Source organism: Rhizobium sp. ARZ01, from assembly GCF_014851675.1.
Classification (GTDB): domain Bacteria; phylum Pseudomonadota; class Alphaproteobacteria; order Rhizobiales; family Rhizobiaceae; genus Mycoplana.
The window spans coordinates 458,510-478,028 of record NZ_JACVAE010000001.1 but is presented as its reverse complement, the minus strand read 5'-3'; the positions used below and the strand labels follow the sequence as shown (position 1 = coordinate 478,028).

General features: G+C 60.9%; 18 protein-coding genes. 11 read left to right on the top strand and 7 right to left on the bottom strand.

Features of this window, described 5'->3' with window-relative positions; genetic code table 11:
• Nucleotides 1-130: 130 nt before the first annotated feature.
• On the bottom strand, nt 131-784 hold the full coding sequence (locus tag IB238_RS02260) for a TetR/AcrR family transcriptional regulator (protein ID WP_192243181.1): 654 nt from the start codon (nt 782-784) through the stop codon (nt 131-133).
• Between the two features lie 335 nt (nt 785-1,119).
• Between IB238_RS02260 and IB238_RS02255 the strand changes: the two genes are divergently transcribed.
• From IB238_RS02255 to IB238_RS02220, 8 genes are all read left to right on the top strand, one after another.
• Entirely contained in the window at nt 1,120-2,076 is a 957-nt protein-coding gene (locus tag IB238_RS02255) for a homocysteine S-methyltransferase family protein (protein ID WP_192243179.1), read from the top strand.
• A gap of 13 nt (nt 2,077-2,089) precedes the next feature.
• A complete protein-coding gene (locus IB238_RS02250) occupies nt 2,090-2,287 on the top strand; it encodes a hypothetical protein (RefSeq protein WP_192243177.1) in 198 nt (65 codons plus the stop codon).
• Nucleotides 2,288-2,612: 325 nt separating this feature from the next.
• On the top strand, nt 2,613-4,139 hold the full coding sequence (locus IB238_RS02245) for a protein adenylyltransferase SelO (protein ID WP_192243176.1): 1,527 nt from the start codon (nt 2,613-2,615) through the stop codon (nt 4,137-4,139).
• Between the two features lie 192 nt (nt 4,140-4,331).
• Nucleotides 4,332-4,787 carry a hypothetical protein gene (locus tag IB238_RS02240; protein ID WP_192243174.1) on the top strand — a complete coding sequence of 152 codons (456 nt, stop codon included), beginning with the start codon at nt 4,332-4,334 and terminating at the stop codon, nt 4,785-4,787.
• A 268-nt stretch (nt 4,788-5,055) separates the two neighbouring features.
• Entirely contained in the window at nt 5,056-5,724 is a 669-nt protein-coding gene (locus tag IB238_RS02235; protein WP_192243173.1) for a DUF2161 domain-containing phosphodiesterase, read from the top strand.
• Nucleotides 5,725-5,769: 45 nt separating this feature from the next.
• A complete protein-coding gene (locus IB238_RS02230) occupies nt 5,770-6,930 on the top strand; it encodes a D-alanyl-D-alanine carboxypeptidase family protein (RefSeq protein WP_348648187.1) in 1,161 nt (386 codons plus the stop codon).
• Between the two features lie 500 nt (nt 6,931-7,430).
• On the top strand, nt 7,431-7,928 hold the full coding sequence (locus IB238_RS02225; RefSeq protein WP_192243171.1) for a GNAT family N-acetyltransferase: 498 nt from the start codon (nt 7,431-7,433) through the stop codon (nt 7,926-7,928).
• Between the two features lie 140 nt (nt 7,929-8,068).
• Entirely contained in the window at nt 8,069-8,638 is a 570-nt protein-coding gene (locus IB238_RS02220) for a type 1 glutamine amidotransferase family protein (protein WP_192243169.1), read from the top strand.
• Nucleotides 8,639-8,832: 194 nt separating this feature from the next.
• On the opposite strand, the gene IB238_RS02215 is transcribed toward IB238_RS02220, so the two are convergent.
• Together IB238_RS02215 and IB238_RS02210 are read right to left on the bottom strand one after the other, a co-directional pair.
• Nucleotides 8,833-9,744 (bottom strand): cytochrome c, encoded by a 912-nt coding sequence (locus IB238_RS02215; protein WP_192243167.1) that lies wholly within the window; start codon nt 9,742-9,744, stop codon nt 8,833-8,835.
• 251 nt (nt 9,745-9,995) lie between these two features.
• Nucleotides 9,996-10,439, bottom strand: a complete 444-nt coding sequence (locus IB238_RS02210; protein ID WP_192243165.1) for a cytochrome c — start codon at nt 10,437-10,439, stop codon at nt 9,996-9,998.
• Between the two features lie 211 nt (nt 10,440-10,650).
• Between IB238_RS02210 and IB238_RS02205 the strand changes: the two genes are divergently transcribed.
• Nucleotides 10,651-11,862: a glycosyltransferase family 87 protein gene (locus tag IB238_RS02205; RefSeq protein ID WP_192243163.1), complete on the top strand. Its 1,212-nt coding sequence runs from the start codon at nt 10,651-10,653 to the stop codon at nt 11,860-11,862.
• On the opposite strand, the gene IB238_RS02200 is transcribed toward IB238_RS02205, so the two are convergent.
• The 4 genes from IB238_RS02200 to IB238_RS02185 all read right to left on the bottom strand — a co-directional run bounded on the left by IB238_RS02200 (nt 11,859) and on the right by IB238_RS02185 (nt 14,939).
• A complete protein-coding gene (locus IB238_RS02200) occupies nt 11,859-12,578 on the bottom strand; it encodes an amino acid racemase (protein WP_348648186.1) in 720 nt (239 codons plus the stop codon). The two genes, IB238_RS02205 and IB238_RS02200, sit on opposite strands and share 4 nt — an antisense overlap.
• 25 nt (nt 12,579-12,603) lie before the next feature.
• Nucleotides 12,604-12,981 (bottom strand): DUF4440 domain-containing protein, encoded by a 378-nt coding sequence (locus IB238_RS02195; RefSeq protein WP_192243161.1) that lies wholly within the window; start codon nt 12,979-12,981, stop codon nt 12,604-12,606.
• A 141-nt stretch (nt 12,982-13,122) separates the two neighbouring features.
• Complete coding sequence (locus IB238_RS02190) at nt 13,123-13,725, bottom strand: superoxide dismutase (RefSeq protein WP_192243159.1); 603 nt, start codon at nt 13,723-13,725, stop codon at nt 13,123-13,125.
• A 329-nt stretch (nt 13,726-14,054) separates the two neighbouring features.
• Nucleotides 14,055-14,939 (bottom strand): branched-chain amino acid aminotransferase, encoded by an 885-nt coding sequence (locus IB238_RS02185; RefSeq protein ID WP_192243157.1) that lies wholly within the window; start codon nt 14,937-14,939, stop codon nt 14,055-14,057.
• A 194-nt stretch (nt 14,940-15,133) separates the two neighbouring features.
• On the opposite strand from IB238_RS02185, the gene IB238_RS02180 reads away from it, so the two are divergent.
• Nucleotides 15,134-16,174: a zinc-dependent alcohol dehydrogenase family protein gene (locus IB238_RS02180; protein ID WP_192243155.1), complete on the top strand. Its 1,041-nt coding sequence runs from the start codon at nt 15,134-15,136 to the stop codon at nt 16,172-16,174.
• Between the two features lie 370 nt (nt 16,175-16,544).
• The gene (locus IB238_RS02175) at nt 16,545-19,088 is read left to right on the top strand and encodes a M10 family metallopeptidase (RefSeq protein WP_192243153.1); all 2,544 of its coding nucleotides are present in this window, start codon (nt 16,545-16,547) and stop codon (nt 19,086-19,088) included.
• Nucleotides 19,089-19,519 lie beyond the last annotated feature (431 nt).

The window sequence follows — 19,519 nt, the reverse complement described above, 5'->3', positions numbered from 1 at the left end:
CAGTATCGCCGCGTCTGCGGCGCGAATGAATCTTCGGCGATCGGGACCTGAGCGCTGGATGGCGGATCAGGTCCGGCATGACGGGGCTCTGGTCACTCGCTCGAAAAGCTGGACGCCTGGGCGACGTGCATCAAATATCGTATTGTTGAACGTGGCCGTCCGGTCGCCGCTCTCGCCCGCCGCGAAACAGCATCTTCACGAAAGCGCGCAGCACCAACAGCTGTTTGGAAAGGCTCTTCGGCTCCTTGAGCGCTTTCGACATGACGATGCCGCCTTCCAGAACCGTCGAGACCATGTCTGCGAGCTGGTCGACGTCGATCGGCTCCCTCGGCTCGTAGACGGCCATGATTTCCTCGAAATAGCCGCGGAAGCGGCGCCTCCACATCAGCGCCGCCTGGCGGTTGATTTCCTGTATATCGCGGTCGAAGGCCCGCTCGTAGACGCAGAAGGTCGCGACCAGGCAGCCCGGATGGCCGCGCGGAAGATCGGCAAGCTGCTCCGACAGCAGCTTCAGGCCAAGCATGAAGGCCTGTAACGGGTCGTCGGCCAATTCGCGCGCCCGCCCGAAGATCTCGTCGTAGATCCTTGTATCGTTCTCGATATAGCGCTCGAGGAGCGCCTTCGCCAGTTCGTTCTTGTCGTGGAAATGGTAGAAGAAGCCGCTCTTGGTGATGCCGGTCTCGGCGATCAGTTCCTCGATCGAGGTCGCGCCGAAGCCCTTGGAGAGCACGGCCGCTTCAGCCACGTCGAGGATCCTTGCGCGCGTCTCCTCACCCTTGCGCATCGTTGCCTCCAGTACCAGCGGTACAGTTTTCTCTCTTCACGCCGGTCCGACGGCGTCAACATTGGCGTGAAAGTGACGTGCAAGCAATTGATCTATCTCTAATATACCATTTTCTTTGACCCGCTTGACCACAAGTCGCCTAGTTTTACAGGCGAAAAACAGGCAAAAATCCACACGCGTTTCGGAATATGTGGATTCTCGTTCCCGTGAAGGCGAGAACGCCGAAAGCAGTACAAAACCATAAAAATCATAACATGGGATCTCGTTGGCACGTTCGGTCGAACGGGCGGCTCTTGCATTTTCCGAAGCGAAAATTGGAACGAGTGGAGACAGTTATGGCAAAGTACAGACATGGCCTGCCGCTGACGAAGGGCGGACGTTTCCTCACCGATGGCGGCATGGAAACGACTTTGATCTTTCATGAAGGACTTGAACTGCCGCATTTCGCCTCGTTCGTGCTGCTTTCCACAGCAGAGGGCCGGCGGAAACTCAGAGACTATTACGTCCGCTATCTCGACATTGCCCGCAGCGCCGGCACCGGCTTCGTGCTCGATACCGCGACCTGGCGGGCCAACCCGGACTGGGCAGCAAAGCTCGGATACGACGCGGCTGCGCTGGACACGGCCAACCGGGTCGCGGTCGACCTGGTGACAGAGCTCCGGGCGCAATACGAGACGCCCGGCCAGCCGATCGTGTTGAGCGGTGCCATCGGTCCGCGCGGCGACGGCTACAAGGCGGGCAACATGAACGCGGAGGAGGCCGAGGACTATCACTCGGTGCAGATCGCGACCTTTGCGGACACCGAAGCCGACGTGGTCTCCGCCATCACGCTGAACAATGTGGATGAGGCGATCGGCGTCGCCCGTGCCGCAAAGCGGCATGGCATGCCCTGCATGATCTCGTTCACCGTGGAGACGGACGGCAGGCTCGTGACGGGCAGGACATTGCAGCAGGCGATCGAAGCGGTCGATGCCGCCACCGGCGGTTATCCACTCCACTTCATGATCACCTGCGCCCATCCCAGCCACTTCGAGGATGCGCTCGACCACGGCAGCGCCTGGATCGGCCGTATCGGCGGCATTCGTGCCAATGCCTCGCCGAAGAGCCACCAGGAGCTGGACGAAAGCGAAACCCTGGACGCGGGCGACCCCGTCGATCTGGGGCGACGCTATCAGCAACTGCTCCGCCGCATGCCGCAATTGCGCGTCCTCGGCGGGTGTTGCGGAACGGATCATCGACACATAGGCGCCATCTGCGCGGCGTGCATGCCACAGCCAGCGATGAGCGCATGAGGAGAAAAAACTCATGACCACGACTGACCATCGACCACACGGGTTATTGGGACGCCTGTTCGGCGGATGGCTCGAGCGAGCGAACTACGACTGGGGCTGCGGCCCGATCGACCTGCCGGAAGCCGACGTGCTCAAGGAGCGCCTCGTTTGCGAAGGCGATCTACCAAGCCTGCCGCGCAGACCTGTGCGCGGCCGTGCAGCCGGCCACTAGCCCGCTCATGGCATCGCAGGGCGGCCCGTTGCGTACGGGCCGCCCTATTTCTAGTACCGCCATCATCACGAAGATCCCCATTTACCCTGACCCGATCCGGGTCCAGCTGCGCTGCGTCTACGGCGCATGGGAGCCTAATGCGCTCAGGACTTGAGCGCGCTGGATGCCGGATCAAGTCCGGCATGACGGGATGTGGTACCGATCTCAATATGGGGTAGAAAATGCATTGCCGGTGACCAGGCATGGACCCACACTTTTGTTCGCGCCATGCGTTCCTATCTAATAAGGTGACACAGAAGCACCAACGAACGCATGCGAGCAGACCATGACCGAAGCGGCGCCTACCCTGACCAAGCGAAGCGATCCCGCTCCCATTGCCTTCGACAACAGCTATGCGCGGTTGCCGGCGAATTTCTTCACACGAATCGAACCCACGCCGGTTACCGCACCCCGGCTCATCAAGTTCAACCGGCCGCTCGCTGTCGAAATGGGCCTCGATGCCGATGCGCTCGAGCGCGACGGTGCCGCAATCTTCTCCGGCAATCGCCTGCTTCCCGGATCCGAACCGATCGCCATGGCCTATGCCGGACATCAGTTCGGCCAGTTCGTTCCGCAACTGGGCGACGGTCGGGCGATCCTGCTCGGAGAAGTCGTGCGCCCGGACGGCGAGCGGCGGGACATCCAGCTCAAGGGTTCGGGCCAGACGCCGTGGTCGCGGCGCGGCGACGGGCGGGCAGCACTCGGCCCGGTCTTGCGCGAATACATCGTCAGCGAGGCGATGCACGCGCTTGGCATTCCGACGACACGGGCGCTCGCGGCAGTGACGACCGGCCAGCCGGTCTATCGCGAGACAATCCTGCCGGGGGCGATCTTCACCCGCGTCGCCGCAAGCCATATCCGCGTCGGCACATTCCAATACTTTGCCGCACGCGGCGACACCGACAGCATCCGTGTGCTCGCCGACCATGTGATCGGCCGGCACTACCCCGAGCTTGCCGGCACCGACGGTCGCCATCTCAAGCTGGTCGATGCGGTGGCGGAGCGGCAGGCCAGGCTGATTGCGCGCTGGCTCGGCGTCGGCTTCATCCACGGGGTGATGAACACCGACAACATGGCCGTCTCGGGCGAGACCATCGATTTCGGTCCCTGCGCCTTCATGGACGTCTACGACCCGCGCACCGTCTTTTCATCGATCGACCAGATGGGCCGCTACGCCTATGGCAACCAGCCGCTGATCGGCCAGTGGAACATCGCCCGCTTTGCCGAGACGCTGCTGCCGCTGATACACGAGACGCCCGACGAAGCGGTGGATCTGGCCAACGACGCGGTGACGCGTTTCATGGAGCGGTTCCAGGAACATTGGAAGACGGTGATCCGCGCCAAGCTCGGGCTCAGCGAGCACGAAGAGGACGAGGACACCGATCTGATCCGCGCCTTCCTGGCGCTGCTGCACGCGCAAAAGGCCGATTTCACGCTCGCCTTCCGCCGGCTTTCGGACGCGGCGGCGGATGAAGGCGCGGATGAAGGCGCGGATGCGGCCTTCGCGGCGCTGCTGGACGATCCGCTGGCGGCCGCGCCCTGGCTAATCCGCTGGCGGGCGCGGGCGCTGCGCGACAATCGCTCACCCGGTGAGCGCGCGGCCGCAATGCGAAGCGTCAATCCAGCCTTCATCCCCCGCAACCACAAGGTTGAGGAAGCGCTGGCCGCGGCGACTGAGGACGGCGACTTCTCACTGTTTGAAGCACTGAACGGCGTGCTGTCGCGGCCTTACGAGGATCAGCCGGCGTTTGCCGCCTATGCCACGCCGCCGAAGCCGGGCGAAGAGGTGCTGCAGACATTTTGCGGCACTTGAAGGGCACCTTCCTGCCACATCCGCCCGTGTCAGGCGGATTGTTCGCTTTCTCGACCGGATCAACAACGGCGGCCGATCTGGAACTCGGACAGCAGCAATACGTACTCTCCTACGCTGCCGTAACGTAAGCAAGGCTCGCATAAGCTGTACAACCTAGCCTCCTCCTGAATAGCTTTTCAGGGAGAGATTTTTATGAAGATCGATAGTGGGCTTCTGGCAAGCTATGCAATCGCCCGCCAACACCGACCCTCCTCCGACGAGGACGGCTTCAGCGAATCCAACCGTGGCAGTACCGTTCCCCGTGACGTCACACCGAGTGTTGCCCCGTCGATGCCGGCGTCTTCGGGCTTCGCCAGTGCCCTCTGGCTCATCGGCGTTGAAAAGGACGCAAAAGCGGAAAATGCCGCCGCAGCCAGCGCGGACCTTGTTGCCGAATTCATGGAATGGTCGAACATGTCGCCCGCCGAGCGAATCCGCGCCCAGATGCTCGAAGAGATGGGCCACAGCGAGGAATCACTGAAGTCGCTGCCGGAAGCCGAGCGCGAGGCGATCGAGGACGAGATCCGACAGGCGATCGAGGAGCAGTTCGGGATCGAATCGACTGTTACGGCTCCGCTGACTGGAACTGATGGCGGTCCGACGCTTTAGGCGACATGCAGTAAGCGTCCAGTTTTCCTTTCCTTTCTGCAGCTTGCAGGTAATCGGTAACCGCACCGGACAAAAGATCCGGCGATTGCGCCTGTGCTGCGCGGGACACCGACGACGCCGCATCTGCCTTCAGCGGACATGCGTCCGTTCGGGGCATGCGCTGGCGGATATTGACGCCCGCGTGGACACTCGAGTGACGAGATACGGTGACCCGCACGGGTTATCGATGTAGCTTGCGCAGCGATTCTCCACTTCATTGCGCAGCCACATGGAAACTTCGCTCTATCTGCCCGTAAAAGGCTTTCTCGAAAAGGCAGGTTACACTGTCAAAGGCGAAGTTGGCGGCTGCGATCTTGTCGGCCTCAGTGATGACGATCCCCCCGTTGTCGTGATCTGCGAGCTGAAACTGACCTTCAATCTGGAACTCATCCTGCAGGCCGTCGACCGGGCCGCCGTCTCGGATGAGGTTTGGATCGCTGCCAGGATATCGGCCAAGGGCAGAGGGCGGGAGACCGACAAACGCTACCGCGACCTCTGCCGCAGGCTCGGCATTGGCATGCTCGGCGTTTCCGACGCCGGCGATGTCAGCGTCATTGTCGGCTCCATCTCACCAATGCCGCGCACCAATCTGAAACGGCGTTCGAGGCTCATGCGCGAACACCGGAATCGGCGCGGCGATCCCGCACTTGGCGGCAGCACGCGCGCACCGGTCATGACGGCATATCGCCAGCAGGCGCTCGGCTGTGCGGCTGCTCTGGCTATAGGACCGTTGCGTGTTCGCGATCTAAGAACGGACATACCGGAGGCAGGAAAGATATTGCTTTCGAACGTATATGGTTGGTTCGAGCGGCTTGAGAGAGGCATCTATGGATTGACCGATGCTGGTCGCGAAGCACTAGTCCGATGGCCGCAGCCAGATAGGCAGTCAGGCCAGTAGCTCGTCCAGCCCTTTAATGCCAGTCAGCTGTCGTAGTGCGTTCCCGTGGCCAAAAGCGGTCACGACTCACCTCCCGGTATCCTGCCGCAGCAAGTGCTTGTGCTCGGAGGGGGCATCGTGGCATTGGGACGACCTTCCCCCTGGAGACTGGACATGACCAAAATTGCAAAGGCTGGACGAACATGGAAAAGGCTGATGCTCATTGCATCTCTTTTCACGTGGTCACCCGCAAACGCCACACCTGTGCTCGTCGTGGATGCCGAAAGTCACCAGGTGCTCCATCAGGAGGATGCGGGAGTTCCCTGGTATCCGGCCTCGACAACCAAACTCATGTCGGCGCTCGTCGTGTTTGAAGCGCTTCGATCTGGCGAAGTCACCTTGTCGACGCCGGTCACCATGACGCGGAACGCCATGAAACAGGCCTTTCTGGAGTCCGGCCTGACCTTCGGGCGAACGATGACGCTGGAAGACGCGCTTTTTGCCATGATCACCGCATCGGCAAACGACGTCTCTGTAGCCCTGGCAGAAGCCGTGGCGGGCAACGAACCAACTTTCGTCCGGCGAATGAATGAAGCGGCAGCGCGCCTTGGGCTTACGGGCACGCATTTTTCCAACCCGAACGGGCTGTTTGACCGGAACAACTATACGACCGCGCGCGATCTCGCGATCCTTGGAATGGAAGTGGATCGAAAGTTCCCCGAATACCGCCGCTTTTTCCTGGCCTCCGCAGTCACGATCGACGGCAAAGAAATCAAGTCCAACAATCTGCTGCTAACCCGTTTCAACGGCACGATCGGCATGAAGACCGGTTTCCTATGCGCCTCCGGACGAAACTTCATCGGACTGGCCACGCGCAATGGAAAGCGCGTGATGGTGGTTATCATGGGCGCGACTACAGAACGGGAACGTAACGAACGATCAGCGCAATATCTGACGCAAGCCTTTGATGGCCGCCTGTCATCCGGTGCAGGGCTTGTCGACAATCTGAAAAACCGTACCGATGTCGCGCCGCCGGATATGCGCATTCAACTCTGCACCGATCAGAGTGCGGACTACGAGGCTGCCCGAAACAGGCTTTATCCAATGGGCCTGCCGGGCCACGAATCCTATTTGCGCGACCAGATACCTGGGCAGGTCCATACGATCAGCACCTGGGCCAATGACAACGCAGCGGATGTACCAATCCCCACTCCACGTCCTTCATAACAACAGCAACGACCTGGCTCACTGACTGAGGCCAATGACCGTAATTGGCGCGAAACGGCCGGTGCCATTTATGATGAGTTGGATGGACTAGTTGTCTCCGGTCTGCCAAAAGACCCGAGGACGCGACTGCCGTTATCTTTAGAACGGGGTCGGGCAACCGATTGACGTCACGTTGCTGCCGCGAGATCACGCAGGCCGTCCTACCATTCCTGACCATCCTACCATTCCTGGCCGTTCGAGACCGAGTTGAATCACCGGGCAATGCCTGTTTTTTGGCGCACGAGGGTAGGATTGATTCTGCAGGGCACGCTGCTTTTTGCGTTGACTTCGGCGTAGAATCGGAGAATATCCGCCGCATGATCACGCACGCACCCATCGCCGCGACGTATTTTTGGCTGTTCCGATAAGGAGCGGCTGTTTGATCATGTTCAACAAGCCGCCATCAGGCGGCTTTGTTGTTTTCAGGCACCTGGTGGCAAAAGACCCGAAGGAGCCTCGAAATGAATACCGTCATCAAACTTGAAGCCGCACCGCTCGAACGCCCGCCGGTGCTGAACATCCGTGCCGCCCGGCCGGGCGACCTGCAACAGATCCTCGACATGATGGCCCTGCATGCGGAGTGCCATGGCGATTGCGCAAAGCTTACGGCAACCGATCTCGACCGCGACCTGTTCGGCCCGTCGCCGTGGGTCACGGCATTGGTCGCCGAAGCATGCGGCAGGCTCATCGGTTATGCCATTCTGGTGCCGATGTACCTGGCAGCCGAAGGCCGCAGGGGCATGGAACTTCATCAGATCTTCGTCCGCAAGGACCATCGCGGCACCGGTATTGGCCACCATCTGGTCGCCCGTGCGCGCGAACAGGCCCGGGCGGCCGGATGCAGCTACATCTCCGTCAGCGCCGCCACCGGTAATTTCCAGGCGCACCGGTTCTACGAGGAGATGAACTTCAAGGCTGGTCCGGTCACCGGCATGCGCTACATTCAAGCGCTGGCCTAGCATGTCGCCCGAAAGTGGGAACCGGTTTCGGGACAAAGACATGCGCCGGCATAGACCGGATCATTCGCCTCAGGTCGCGCCCACCGCGCTGATCTAATGCGCCGCCTGATGTGTTCGTTTGACGAAAGAAGGAGAGGATGATGACAAAGCGGATCGCGATCGGCCTCACCGAGGGCTTCGCTGACTGGGAATGCGCCCTTCTGATGGCGTCTGCCCGCACCTATTTCGGGTTTGAGGTCGTGCCTGCTTCTCCCGGCGGCAGTGCAGTCACCTCGATGGGCGGGTTGAATGTCACGCCCGCGGCGGCGGTTGAGACCGTGACACCCGCCGAGTACGACGCGCTGGTGCTCTGCGGCGGAACCATCTGGGAGACCGACGCTGCTCCCGACATGTCGGCGCAGATCCGCGCGTTCCACGAGGCCGGCCGGCCGGTCGGCGCCATCTGCGGCGCGACGCTGGCACTGGCGCGCGCTGGCGTGCTCGACCATAGCGGCCACACCAGCAACGCAGCCGAGTTCCTGGCAACGGCCCCGGAATATCGCGGCCATGCACTCTATCGCGACCAACCGCAGGCGGTTCGCGATGGTAACCTCATCACGGCCCCCGGGACTGCGCCGATAACCTTCACGGCGGAAATCTATCGGGCGCTCGGCTTCCACAATCCCGAGTTGGATCACTATGTGAAGCTCTACGGCCGCGAACACGGATGAAACGTCCGTACCCCCGAGATGGGCGAACGACGCCGTGCTGGAAGCGCTGCCTCTGATCAGGTGTTTAGGCAGGTCTCTACTACTGCGCGCGGCACTGGCCGATCACTAAAGTAGCGCGTCGAGCGGCGGCGATTGACGTCCTCGTAGAGATCAAAGCCTGCACCCGAGATATCATCTCCTCCGTCAAGGCCGCATCAATGGGCGGGGATCGCCTTCAGATAGGCCGCGATCGCTTCGCGGTCCGCCGCCGGCAATCTGGCCATGTTCTTTTGCACCGCTACCATCGCGCCGCCGACCGAATCGAAATCGGGGGTGAAGCCGGTTTCCAGGTAGTAGGCGATGTCGCTCTCGGTCCATCCGCGCATGCCTTTCTCGCCCGGGGTGATGTTGGGCACCCGCCCCTGGCCGCCTTCGGGGTTCGGCGCACCCGCAAGCCACAGATCCGGTTTCATGCCGCCGAGTGCGTCGCGCGGTGTATGGCATTCGCCGCAATGGCCGGGGCCTTCCACCAGATACTGGCCCTGTTCGACCTTCGCATCGGGCTTGGCCAACGTCACACGCGGCTTGTCGTCAAGATAGAGGAACTTCCAGCCACCAAGCAGGATGCGCTGGTTGAACGGAAACGACAGCGCGTGCGCCGGCGCGACATTGGCGCTCTCCGGCAGCGTCTTCAGGTAGGCATAGAGGTCGTTGATGTCGCGCGGCGTCATCCTGGCATAGGAAGCATAGGGAAAGGACGGATAGAGGTGTTCGCCCTTCTTTCCGACACCGCGCACCATCGCGTCGCCGAACTCCGACAGCGTCCAACTGCCGATGCCGGCGGCGGGGTCGGGGGAGATGTTTGGCGGATAGAACGTCCCATAGAGGCTTTTCAGCGGCGCGCCGCCGGCGAGCACCAGCCTGTTCTCATCCGTTGCCCCAGGAGCTGCGTGACAGCTTGCACAGCCGCCGGCCCAAAATACCCGCTCACCGTTCTCAAGGTTGGGCTCGCCCAGCCCATCCCAGGTTTCCCCCGGCATTCGCTGCGGCGTCGTGATCGACAGATACGAACCGACGCCCGCGACCGCAGCGACCAGCACAACGGCCGCAAAAGTGCGAAATCTCATGGCTTTCGTCCCCGGGCATGAAGCCCACCCCAAAATCGACAGATAGGCGCGTTGTACGCCCGGCGCACAACCCCGACAATCGGCAGTGATGCCGGAGCGTGCATAGTTGCAGATCGCTGCCGCGCATTATGCGTGCCCAATCCGGACATGCGACGAGCGACCATCACCGTATCGTCGCACGGCGACAGCGAAACGCAAACTCTCCCGAGGAGACGATCCCCGAGAGAGTGCGCCAATTTGTTGGGAAGGGGCTACTTCTTTATCCGGTAGGTCTCATGACAGGCAGCACAGTCCTTGCCGATCGGCCCAAGAGCCGCGGCAACACCAGCCTGGTCGGCCGGAAGCGATGCAAGGGTTGCCTCAGCCGCCTTGCCGAGCTGCGCAGTCTTGGCCTTGAAGTCATCCATGTTTTCCCAGATCTTCGGGCTTGCTTCCGTCTCTGCGCCGGCTTCAGTCCCGGCGGGGAACTGGTCGGCAAACGTCTTGGAGACGTCGCTCATCGTCGAGAGCGAGGCCTTGACGATCTCGGCGTCATAGGGCTTCTCGCCCTTGGCGATGCCAGCCAGTGCACCCATTGCCCCACCGACCTTCTTCATCATCTGCTGGCGGGCAACTTGCGGCTCGTCTGCCGCGATCACTGCGCTGGCACCGAGTACGGCAAGGGCGGCGGCGGCCGCGATTGTCTTCAGCTTCATCAATAACTCCCGATTAGGATTCCGCCGGACGGGTCTTCCCGCCCGGATCGCTCTTTCAAAGCGGCGGCATGATTACACGTGCTGCCGACAGTCCAAGTAAAATCTTCTTGAAGATGCATGAGGCCTGTGAATACGGCCGGGCCATCGCGTGCATTTGCCCTTCATTCACTCTGTGTGGCTATCCTCCGCGAAGACAAAGGGATTGAGAGCGATGGCCAATCAAGCTGCCCCGGCTCAGACACAGGGAATATCGGCGACAGCCGCGGTTGCGATTGCTGCCAGCCTGTTCGCGGCGATCGCATGGAGCATCCTGGCGGTCACGGACACGGATAGATCCGCGATCACATTGGGCTGGTCGAATAAAGATTTCGCCAACTACTGGATTGCTGCGCGCCTTACCCTCCAAGGAGCGGTCGGAGAGGTGTTCAGCGCTCATGAAGTGTACTTCGCGCATATGCAGGCAATGTTCGGGCCTGACTACCCCTGGCATGCCTGGAGCTATCCGCCTCACTATCTGTGGACGATCCTGCCCGTCGGGCTGCTCGACTACAAAAGTGCGCTGATCGCCTATCTGCTTGCCACGTTTCTACTCTTTTGCGCTTCGATTCGAACGGCCGCGCCCTATGCGACGCCGCGTCAGTGGCTGTTTCTGCTGCCTGCAGTCGCCACCAACGCGATCGCCACCCAAAACGGCTTCCTCACCTCTGCGCTTGTCCTGATCGGGCTTGCGTCTCGCTACAACCGCCCCATACTCGCCGGGCTCTGCATTGGCCTCCTGACAGTCAAGCCGCAACTCGGGCTGCTTTTGCCCTTACTGCTGCTTTACGAAAGGCGTTGGCTGGTGATCATGGTTGCAAGCTTGACGGCCCTCGGGCTCGCCATGGCCTCAGTTGCAGCCTTCGGCCTCTCGACCTGGAGGGGGTACATCGAGCATGTCGCACCGTACATGACCGACGTGATGCGCTACGGAACCGGCATTTTCCTGCATATGATGCCTTCCGTGTACGGCTCGGCCCGCAGCCTTGAACTTTCGTCTGACGTGGCGACGGCGGTACACTTTCCGGTCGCGCTCATATCGCTGTGCCTGTGGTTCCTGAGCCTCAAGCGCCTGCAATCGGACTGGGCGCGCGCGGCGAGTACAATCTTTGCAACCTTCGTCATCAGTCCCTACAGCCTCAGCTATGACCTGATTGCCCTGGCCTCGGTCGCAGCGCTGTGGCCGCTCCCGGGAGCAAATCCTCCGGGCAAGGCTCTTCGCGCCTCCCTTTTCGCGGTTGCGATAATGCCGATCCTCATGCCCGTGCTCGGTCTGTCCGGCTGGCCCATCGCATCACTCCTGATCCCGCTAGCCTGGCTTCTCCTTATGAGAAGCGAAGCGGCATCCTCTCCCTCCCTCCGCCATCGCCAACCCTCAGCGCTTTAGTGTGGCGCCTCGGAAATCGCCCGATCCAGTGCCGCCTCGACGTGCAATTGCACGACGTCGAAGGCGGCGACGGGATAGTCCTCCATGCCCGCCACCAAGGGAAGCTCCGTGCAGGCGACGGCGAGGGCCTCGGTTCCTTGCCCTGCCAGATCGCCCGCCATCGACAGCAGCGTCTCTCGCGCCTCTTCGGTAATCCTGCCCAGTGTCAGCTCTTCGACGATAATCCGGTGCAACGCATCGCGCTGTTTTTGCGGCGGCACGAGGACCACCAGTCCGAACTTGTCCCGCAAGCGTGCCGAAAAGAAGCCCATCTCCATCGTGTATCGCGTTCCAAGCAGGCCAAGCCTGGTCAGGCCCTTCGCGCGAACCGCCTCACCCACGGGATCGGCGATATGCAGGAGTGGAAGGCGCAAGGCGGCTTCGACGCGGTCGGCCACCGCATGGCCACTGACCGCGGTGATCATCGCGAACGCCGCACCCGCGCCCTCAAGCCGCCGCCCGGCATCGATGATCAGGTCGGCGACCTCATCCCAGCGCCCCTCCGCGGCCATGCGGTTCAGCGCGTCGAAATCCAGCGTGACCAGCACCGAGCGGGCATTGTGGTGTCCGCCGAGGCGACGATGGGCGGCGAGGTTCAGGAGCCGGTAATAGAGCGCGCTGGATTCCCAGCTCATCCCGCCGATCAAACCGATCAGCGCCATCGGATAGTCCGCCACATTTCCCCTCCTGTGCTTGGGCTCCTCAGGTCTGCCCCTGATGCGACGTCCAGATATCGGTCCAGATTTTCCATTCGCCGTCAATCTTGCGCCAGATGAAGACGTATTTGCCGCTGACGGCGGCGCCGGTTTCCTTTACTCGCGCCGCATAGGTGCCGATTTCCCGGGCGCACCCCGGTGCGATTTCGGCAACGTCCGTCGTCGTCAGTGTCGGTTGCTCGAAGGCGTCGGTTGCAGCGGCCCAGAAGGCCTGGATGGCAGCCCGTCCCTTCAGATTGTCCGGTCCCGGCGGCAACAGGTCGGCATCGTCGTCGAAGAAGTCGCCGGCGCCGGCGGCTCCCGGCGTATTGAGGGCGGCCGCGTAGCGTTGGGTCATTGCCTTGATCGTGTCGCTCAATGACATGGAAGCCTCCCTGATGGTCGCCCCGGCCCCGATATTTCAATTATAGCACGAAACGTGGCTGCCCTGACGGCTCTCGCCGTGAACGAAAAAGCCCCGGCCTTTCGGCCAGGGCTCGATACAATCGTGAAAAGGATAAGCGGCTTACTTCGTTGCCGCTTCGTACATTTCCAGCACGTAGTCCCAGTTGATCAGGCTGTCGACGAAGGCCTCGAGGTACTTCGGGCGGGCGTTGCGGTAGTCGATGTAATAGGAGTGCTCCCACACGTCGACGCCGAGGATCGGGGACGCGCCGTGGACGAGCGGGTTCTCGCCGTTCGGGGTCTTGGAGATGACGAGCTTGCCGTCCTTGACCGACAGCCAGGCCCAGCCGGAACCGAACTGCGTCGTGCCGGCGGCGATGAAGTCAGCCTTGAACTTGTCGTAGCCGCCGAGGTCGCTGTCGAACGCCTTCTGCAGCGCGCCCGGCAGGCTCTTGCCGCCGCCGCCCTTCTTCATCCACTTCCAGAAGTGGATGTGGTTGTAGTGCTGGCCGGCATTGTTGAAGAGGCCCTGGTTGGTGCCATAGGACTTCTTGACGATCTCTTCGACCGTCAGGTTGGAAAGGCCGGCTTCCTCGGCCAGCTTGTTGCCGTTGTCGACATAGGCCTTGTGGTGCTTGTCGTGATGGTACTCCAGCGTCTCGCGCGACATGAACGGCACGAGCGCGTCGTAGTCGTAGGGCAGCGGCGGAAGTTCGAAGGCCATGGGATATCTCCTCTTCATGCGGAATTTTTTTCAATGAAATCCGTGGAATGGAACATAGGGGGCCGACCTGTCGCAGACAACCGGTTGCGATGCCAAAATTTGCGCTTTGCCAGCAATTTCCTTCCGCAGCGGGCGTGGGAGGCCGGGTGAAGGCGTGTCGACCGACTGGCGGACTGATCCGGCATCCAGCCACCGCGCGTCGGCGCGGTGAATGACGTATCTCGTGCGGTCAGGCGAAAGGGTCTTTTGCGCGCAAGGACTTGCGCGCGCTGGATCCCGGCTCGGCGGCCGGGATGACGGCGGGGTGAGCCGGGATGACCGGTGGAGGCTCAGCCCTTCGCGCTGGAATGCGCCCAGTCGAAATAGAGGTCGCGGGCCTTTGCCGTGACCGGACCCGGCTGCAGGCTGCGGTCGTCGAGGCGGTTGACGGGCACGACCTTGGAGTAGTTGCCGGTGGTGAAGATCTCGTCGGCCTTCTCGAAATCGGCGACCGACAGCGTCGTCTCGACAACCTCGAAGCCGGCCTCGCGCAGAAGCTTCATGGTGCGGAAGCGGGTGATGCCGGCAAGGAAGGTGTGGTTGGCGGCCGGGGTGAAGACGACGCCGTCCTTGACCATGAAGACGTTGGACGAACCGGTCTCGGCGACGTTGCCGAGCATGTCGCGCACCAGCGCGTTTTCGAAGCCGCGCTTATTCGCCTCGACGAGGATGCGGGCGTTGTTCGGATAGAGGCAGCCGGCCTTGGCATCCGTCGGCATGCATTCGTTGGTCGGGCGGCGGAAGGGCGAGACGGTCAGCGAGTTGCCGCCACGGTCATTGCCCAGCGGCGCCTCGAACAGGCAGAGCGCAAAGCGGGTCGATTCCGGATCAGGCGCCACGACACTGAACGGGGAGCCATGCTCGGCCCAGTACATCGGCTTGATGTAGATCGCCGTCTTGCCGTCGAATTTCTTCACGCCTTCCCAGGCGAGCCCCTCGATTTCCTCGGCGCTCTTCGTCGGCTTCATGCCGAGATTTTCGGCCGAGCGGTTGATGCGCTGCGAATGCAGGTCGAGGTCGGGGGCGATGCCGTCGAACCAGCGTGCGCCGTCGAACACGGTGGAGGCGAGCCACATGGCATGCGAGGTCGGCCCGATCAGTGGCGGGTTGCCGGAAATCCATTCGCCTTCAACATAGGTCCAGGTGGGGGTGCGCGGGGATGTATCGACTGCCATTTGAGAACTCCTTTCGGCACATCAGGTCCGGCCCGGCGATCCGGGTCAATCTGGAACTGGCGTGACGCAATTAGGCAATGCTGTCCACTCACGATCTTGAATGAATGTATCAGCGATTGTCATGGATAGGCCGGTGGAACGGGTGTTGGCTGCGTGGCATAGATAGCGGCAAAGCAAGAATGAGGGGCCACCTGATGAAAGCGATGCACTACGAAGCCTTCGGTGCTGCTCCGGAGATCCGCACCCTTCCCGACCCGACGCCGACCACAGGCGGCGTCGTCATCAAGGTGGAAGCGACCGGGCTTTGCCGCAGCGACTGGCACGGCTGGCAAGGGCACGATCCGGACATCAAGCTGCCGCATGTGCCCGGACACGAGCTTGCCGGCACGGTGCTTGCCACCGGCAAGGCGGTGACGCGCTTCAAGGTTGGCGATCGGGTGACGGTGCCCTTCGTCTCCGGCTGCGGCCATTGCCAGGAGTGCCGCTCGGGCAACCAGCAGGTCTGCGAGGAACAGTTCCAGCCGGGCTTCACCCATTGGGGCTCGTTTGCCGAGTATGTCGCGCTCGACTATGCCGACCAGAACCTCGTGCACCTGCCCGAAAGCGTCAGCTATGCCACGGCTGCAAGCCTCGGCTGCCGGTTTGCCACCTCGTTCCGTGCCGTCTGCGACCAGGCAAAGGTCAAAGGCGGTGAATGGGTGGCGGTGCACGGCTGCGGCGGCGTCGGCCTGTCGGCGATCATGATCGCGGCTGCGCTCGGCACCAATCCGATCGCAATCGACATTTCCGAAGAAAAGCTAGCCTTCGCCCGGAAGATGGGTGCGGTCGCGGCGATCAATGCCCGCGAGGTTGCGGACGTGGCGGAAGCCGTGCGCGAGATCACCGGCGGTGGCGCACATGCCTCGATCGACGCGCTCGGCTCGCCGGTCACCTGCTTCAACTCGATCAAGAACCTGCGCCGGCGCGGCCGCCACGTGCAGGTGGGGCTGATGCTTGGCGAACACGCGACACCACAGATCCCCATGGCGCAGGTGATCGGCCACGAGTTGGAGATCTACGGCAGCCACGGCATGCAGGCCTGGCGCTACGACGCGATGCTCGCAATGATCGCACAAGGCAAGCTGCAGCCCGAAAAGCTAATCGGCCGCGAGATCAGCCTCGAGGAAGCCGTGCCGGCGCTGATGACGATGGACACGGCCACTGACCTCGGCATCAGCGTGATCACGCGGTTCTAGAACGGCTGTTTTCGCGACGAGAGGTTGGGCTGGATGCACTCAACGTGCATTGCTTGTGCAGCACGCCGCTAGCCTCAGCCACCACCGACAACCGGCTCGCGCCTCCAATAGCAGACCTTATCGAACCGGAGAAATAGCTATCGAAATCAGCGCGGGAAGAATGGTGAGTTCGCTAGCCTCCGGCGTCCACGGTTCGCGGGGCATGACGGAAGTCGCCCGCCTCTGCCTTCTGAATCTGGTGGCATCGAGCGCCAGGACGGGCTCTGATGACGCGATAAACGACCGCCCTTGCGCCCAGGTTGTAAACGTAGCAGATTGCCCTCAAGTGCCCGCTTCATTTTAGCCACTGATAATGCAGGGAATTTCTTAGATGGCGACGTATACAACGAATGGTCTCGGTGTTGAATCCTATTCGTCATCCGATATTGGCAAGGCCGGCTGGCTTGGATACGGATACAAGTGGGGTGGTCCGCTCGGGACAGGCGTTACCCTCACATACAGTTTTCCAGTGACCGGATCAAAATTTGCCGACAACTACTCTTATGAAGGGGAGCTGGATGGTTGGGGCTCTTTGACGAGTACTGAGATTTCTTATGTCAGATACGCCCTCCAAGCTTGGGCAGGTGCGGGAGACGTCAAATTCAAAGAGGTTGCCGACAACACTAAGGTCGTAGGGGAATTGCGGTTCACACAGACTGACACCATGGACGACCGATCCGCCGCCCATGCGTATTATCCGTGGAACCACACTTCAGCTGGCGACGTCTGGTTCAATACCGCTCACTTCAACAAGAAAAATGGCGACCTCAAGAAGGGATCGTATGACTATTTGATCATTCTGCATGAAGTCGGCCACGCACTCGGATTGCAGCATCCTTTCGAGATCATGCGGATGCCTTCGAGCTTGGACAATTTTTTCAACACCGTTATGAGTTATACGGCGTCCCCGTGGTCCGCCGACCAAGACAACTATGCGTCGTTCTATCCGACGACGCCAATGTATTACGATCTCCTGGCAATTCAGACGATCTACGGCAAGAACCTGTCGGTCAATAACGGAAACAATACCTACACATTCAAGGACGGGACCAAATACTGGCAGGCGATCAACGATACAGGTGGTGTTGATACCATCGCATATAGTGGTATCGAAAACAGCACGATCAACCTGAACCCCGGCAAGTTCAGCAGCATCAGCGAGCGCATTCATTTTTCATACGGTAAATCATCGCGCGCGACGGTGACGATCGGACCCGACGTCATCATCGAGAATGCCATCGGCGGCAATGGTAATGACACATTGATCGGCAACACGGTCGCCAACGTGCTGAATGGCGGTGTTGGCCGCGATACGATGTACGGCCGCAAGGGTGGCGACACCTACTATGTCAACAACTCTGGCGATATTGTTGATGAGAGCGTGAGCGGATCCGATGGAACAGATACCGTCAGGTCATCCATCTCGTTCAGCCTGGCAAGCACGAAGGTCGTCAGGGGTTCTGTCGAGAATCTCATCCTTCTGGGGTCAAGCGCTCTTTCCGGCACGGGCAACGGGCTCAACAATACAATCGTCGGCAACTCCGGCAGCAATGCGCTTACGGGGAATGGAGGCAATGACGTCCTCAATGGCGGTGGCGGCCGCGACACGATGCGCGGCGGTTCGGGGAACGACATTTACTACGTCGACAACACCGGTGATGTTGTCGACGAGAGCCTGAAAGGCTCGAACGGAACCGACACGATCCGGTCCTCAATCTCGTTCAGTCTGGCCAACACGAAGATCGTCAAGGGCTCCGTTGAACACCTCCTCTTGACTGGTACGGCCAACATATCGGGCGCCGGAAACTCCCTTCACAACACGATTACCGGAAACTCGGGCACCAATCTGCTCACGGGGAATGCTGGCAACGACACGCTAAATGGTGGTCTTGGTCGCGATACGATGCGTGGCGGATCAGGTAGCGACACCTACTATGTCGACAATACCGGAGACATCGTTGATGAAAGCCAGTCTGGCTCCAATGGAACAGACACCGTCAGGTCATCCGTTTCGTTCAGCTTGGCACAAAGCTCTACGCTCAAGGGCTCGGTCGAGAATCTGGCGCTTCTTGGCTCCGCAGGCCTGTGGGGAACGGGAAACTCTCTGAACAACGCCATCTCAGGTAACTCTGGGAACAACTCGTTGTCTGGCGGCTCAGGTGATGACGTCCTCAACGGCGGCTCAGGAAACGACATTCTCAACGGGGATCGCGGCCGCGACACGATGCGCGGCGGAGCGGGGAATGACACTTATCACGTCGACAATGTCGGGGACGTCATAGACGAGAGCCTGAGCGGCTCGAACGGAACCGACACAGTACAGTCTTCGATCTCGTTCAGTCTGGCAAACACTGCCGTCCTCAAAGGAGCGGTTGAGAACCTTCTCCTCCTCGGCTCCGCAAACCTGTCGGGCACAGGCAATTCACTCAACAACACGATCACTGGCAACGCAGGACACAATCGGCTTAGCGGCGGCGCGGGAGACGATGACATATCGGGAGGCGCCGGTGACGATGTCCTGAGTGGTGGACATGGACGAGATACCCTGACTGGCGGAGTCGGGTTCGATATTTTTGTGTTCGACACCGCTCCGGGTGGTGACAATGAAGATACGATAACGGACTTCAATACCCTGGAGGATCGTTTCCATCTCGACTCACTGATCTTCGGCCTTGATCAGGCTGGCGACAAGCTGACACCTGACCAGTTCTGCCTGGGCGTTGCCGCAATCGATGCCGATGACAGGATCATCTATGATTTGGCGAGCGGACTGCTCTCGTATGACAAGGACGGCTTCGGCGGACAGGACGGGGTGGTCTTCGCTCGGCTCACCAATCAAGCCGGTATTGATCACGATCGTTTCTGGATTGCCTAAAGGAGGCGGCCAAGGATTTTGCCACATCGGCAACGGATTATAGATCATCCCGCCCATCTTCAGTGACCTTGCTAACGCGCCTGTGCGGCAGCCGATCGCGTTCCCGGCCAAGCCAAGGGCGCCGTCGCCGCAAACTATCTCGCCCTGCACAACCATCGTCAACAATGGTACTCGCAAGGTCCTCGGCTTTTGCCGGAGCCGATACGCATAGCATGACCGCTGACGCCATCAGGGCAAAGTTAAACTTCTCATGTTATCAACCTGTTAGAAGATTTTTCGTGAAGCTTATCCGTATTCTTTAGCCGATCGGAGCGCCAATCTGAAGATTGCTGCCGTCCCATACTGGTGTATCTCGGCCCTGTTTTCGGAAGGGCGGCCGACCAGTGGCAGTCGGCGCAAGCAGGTGGCAAGAGCGGTGACACCAGGCGAAG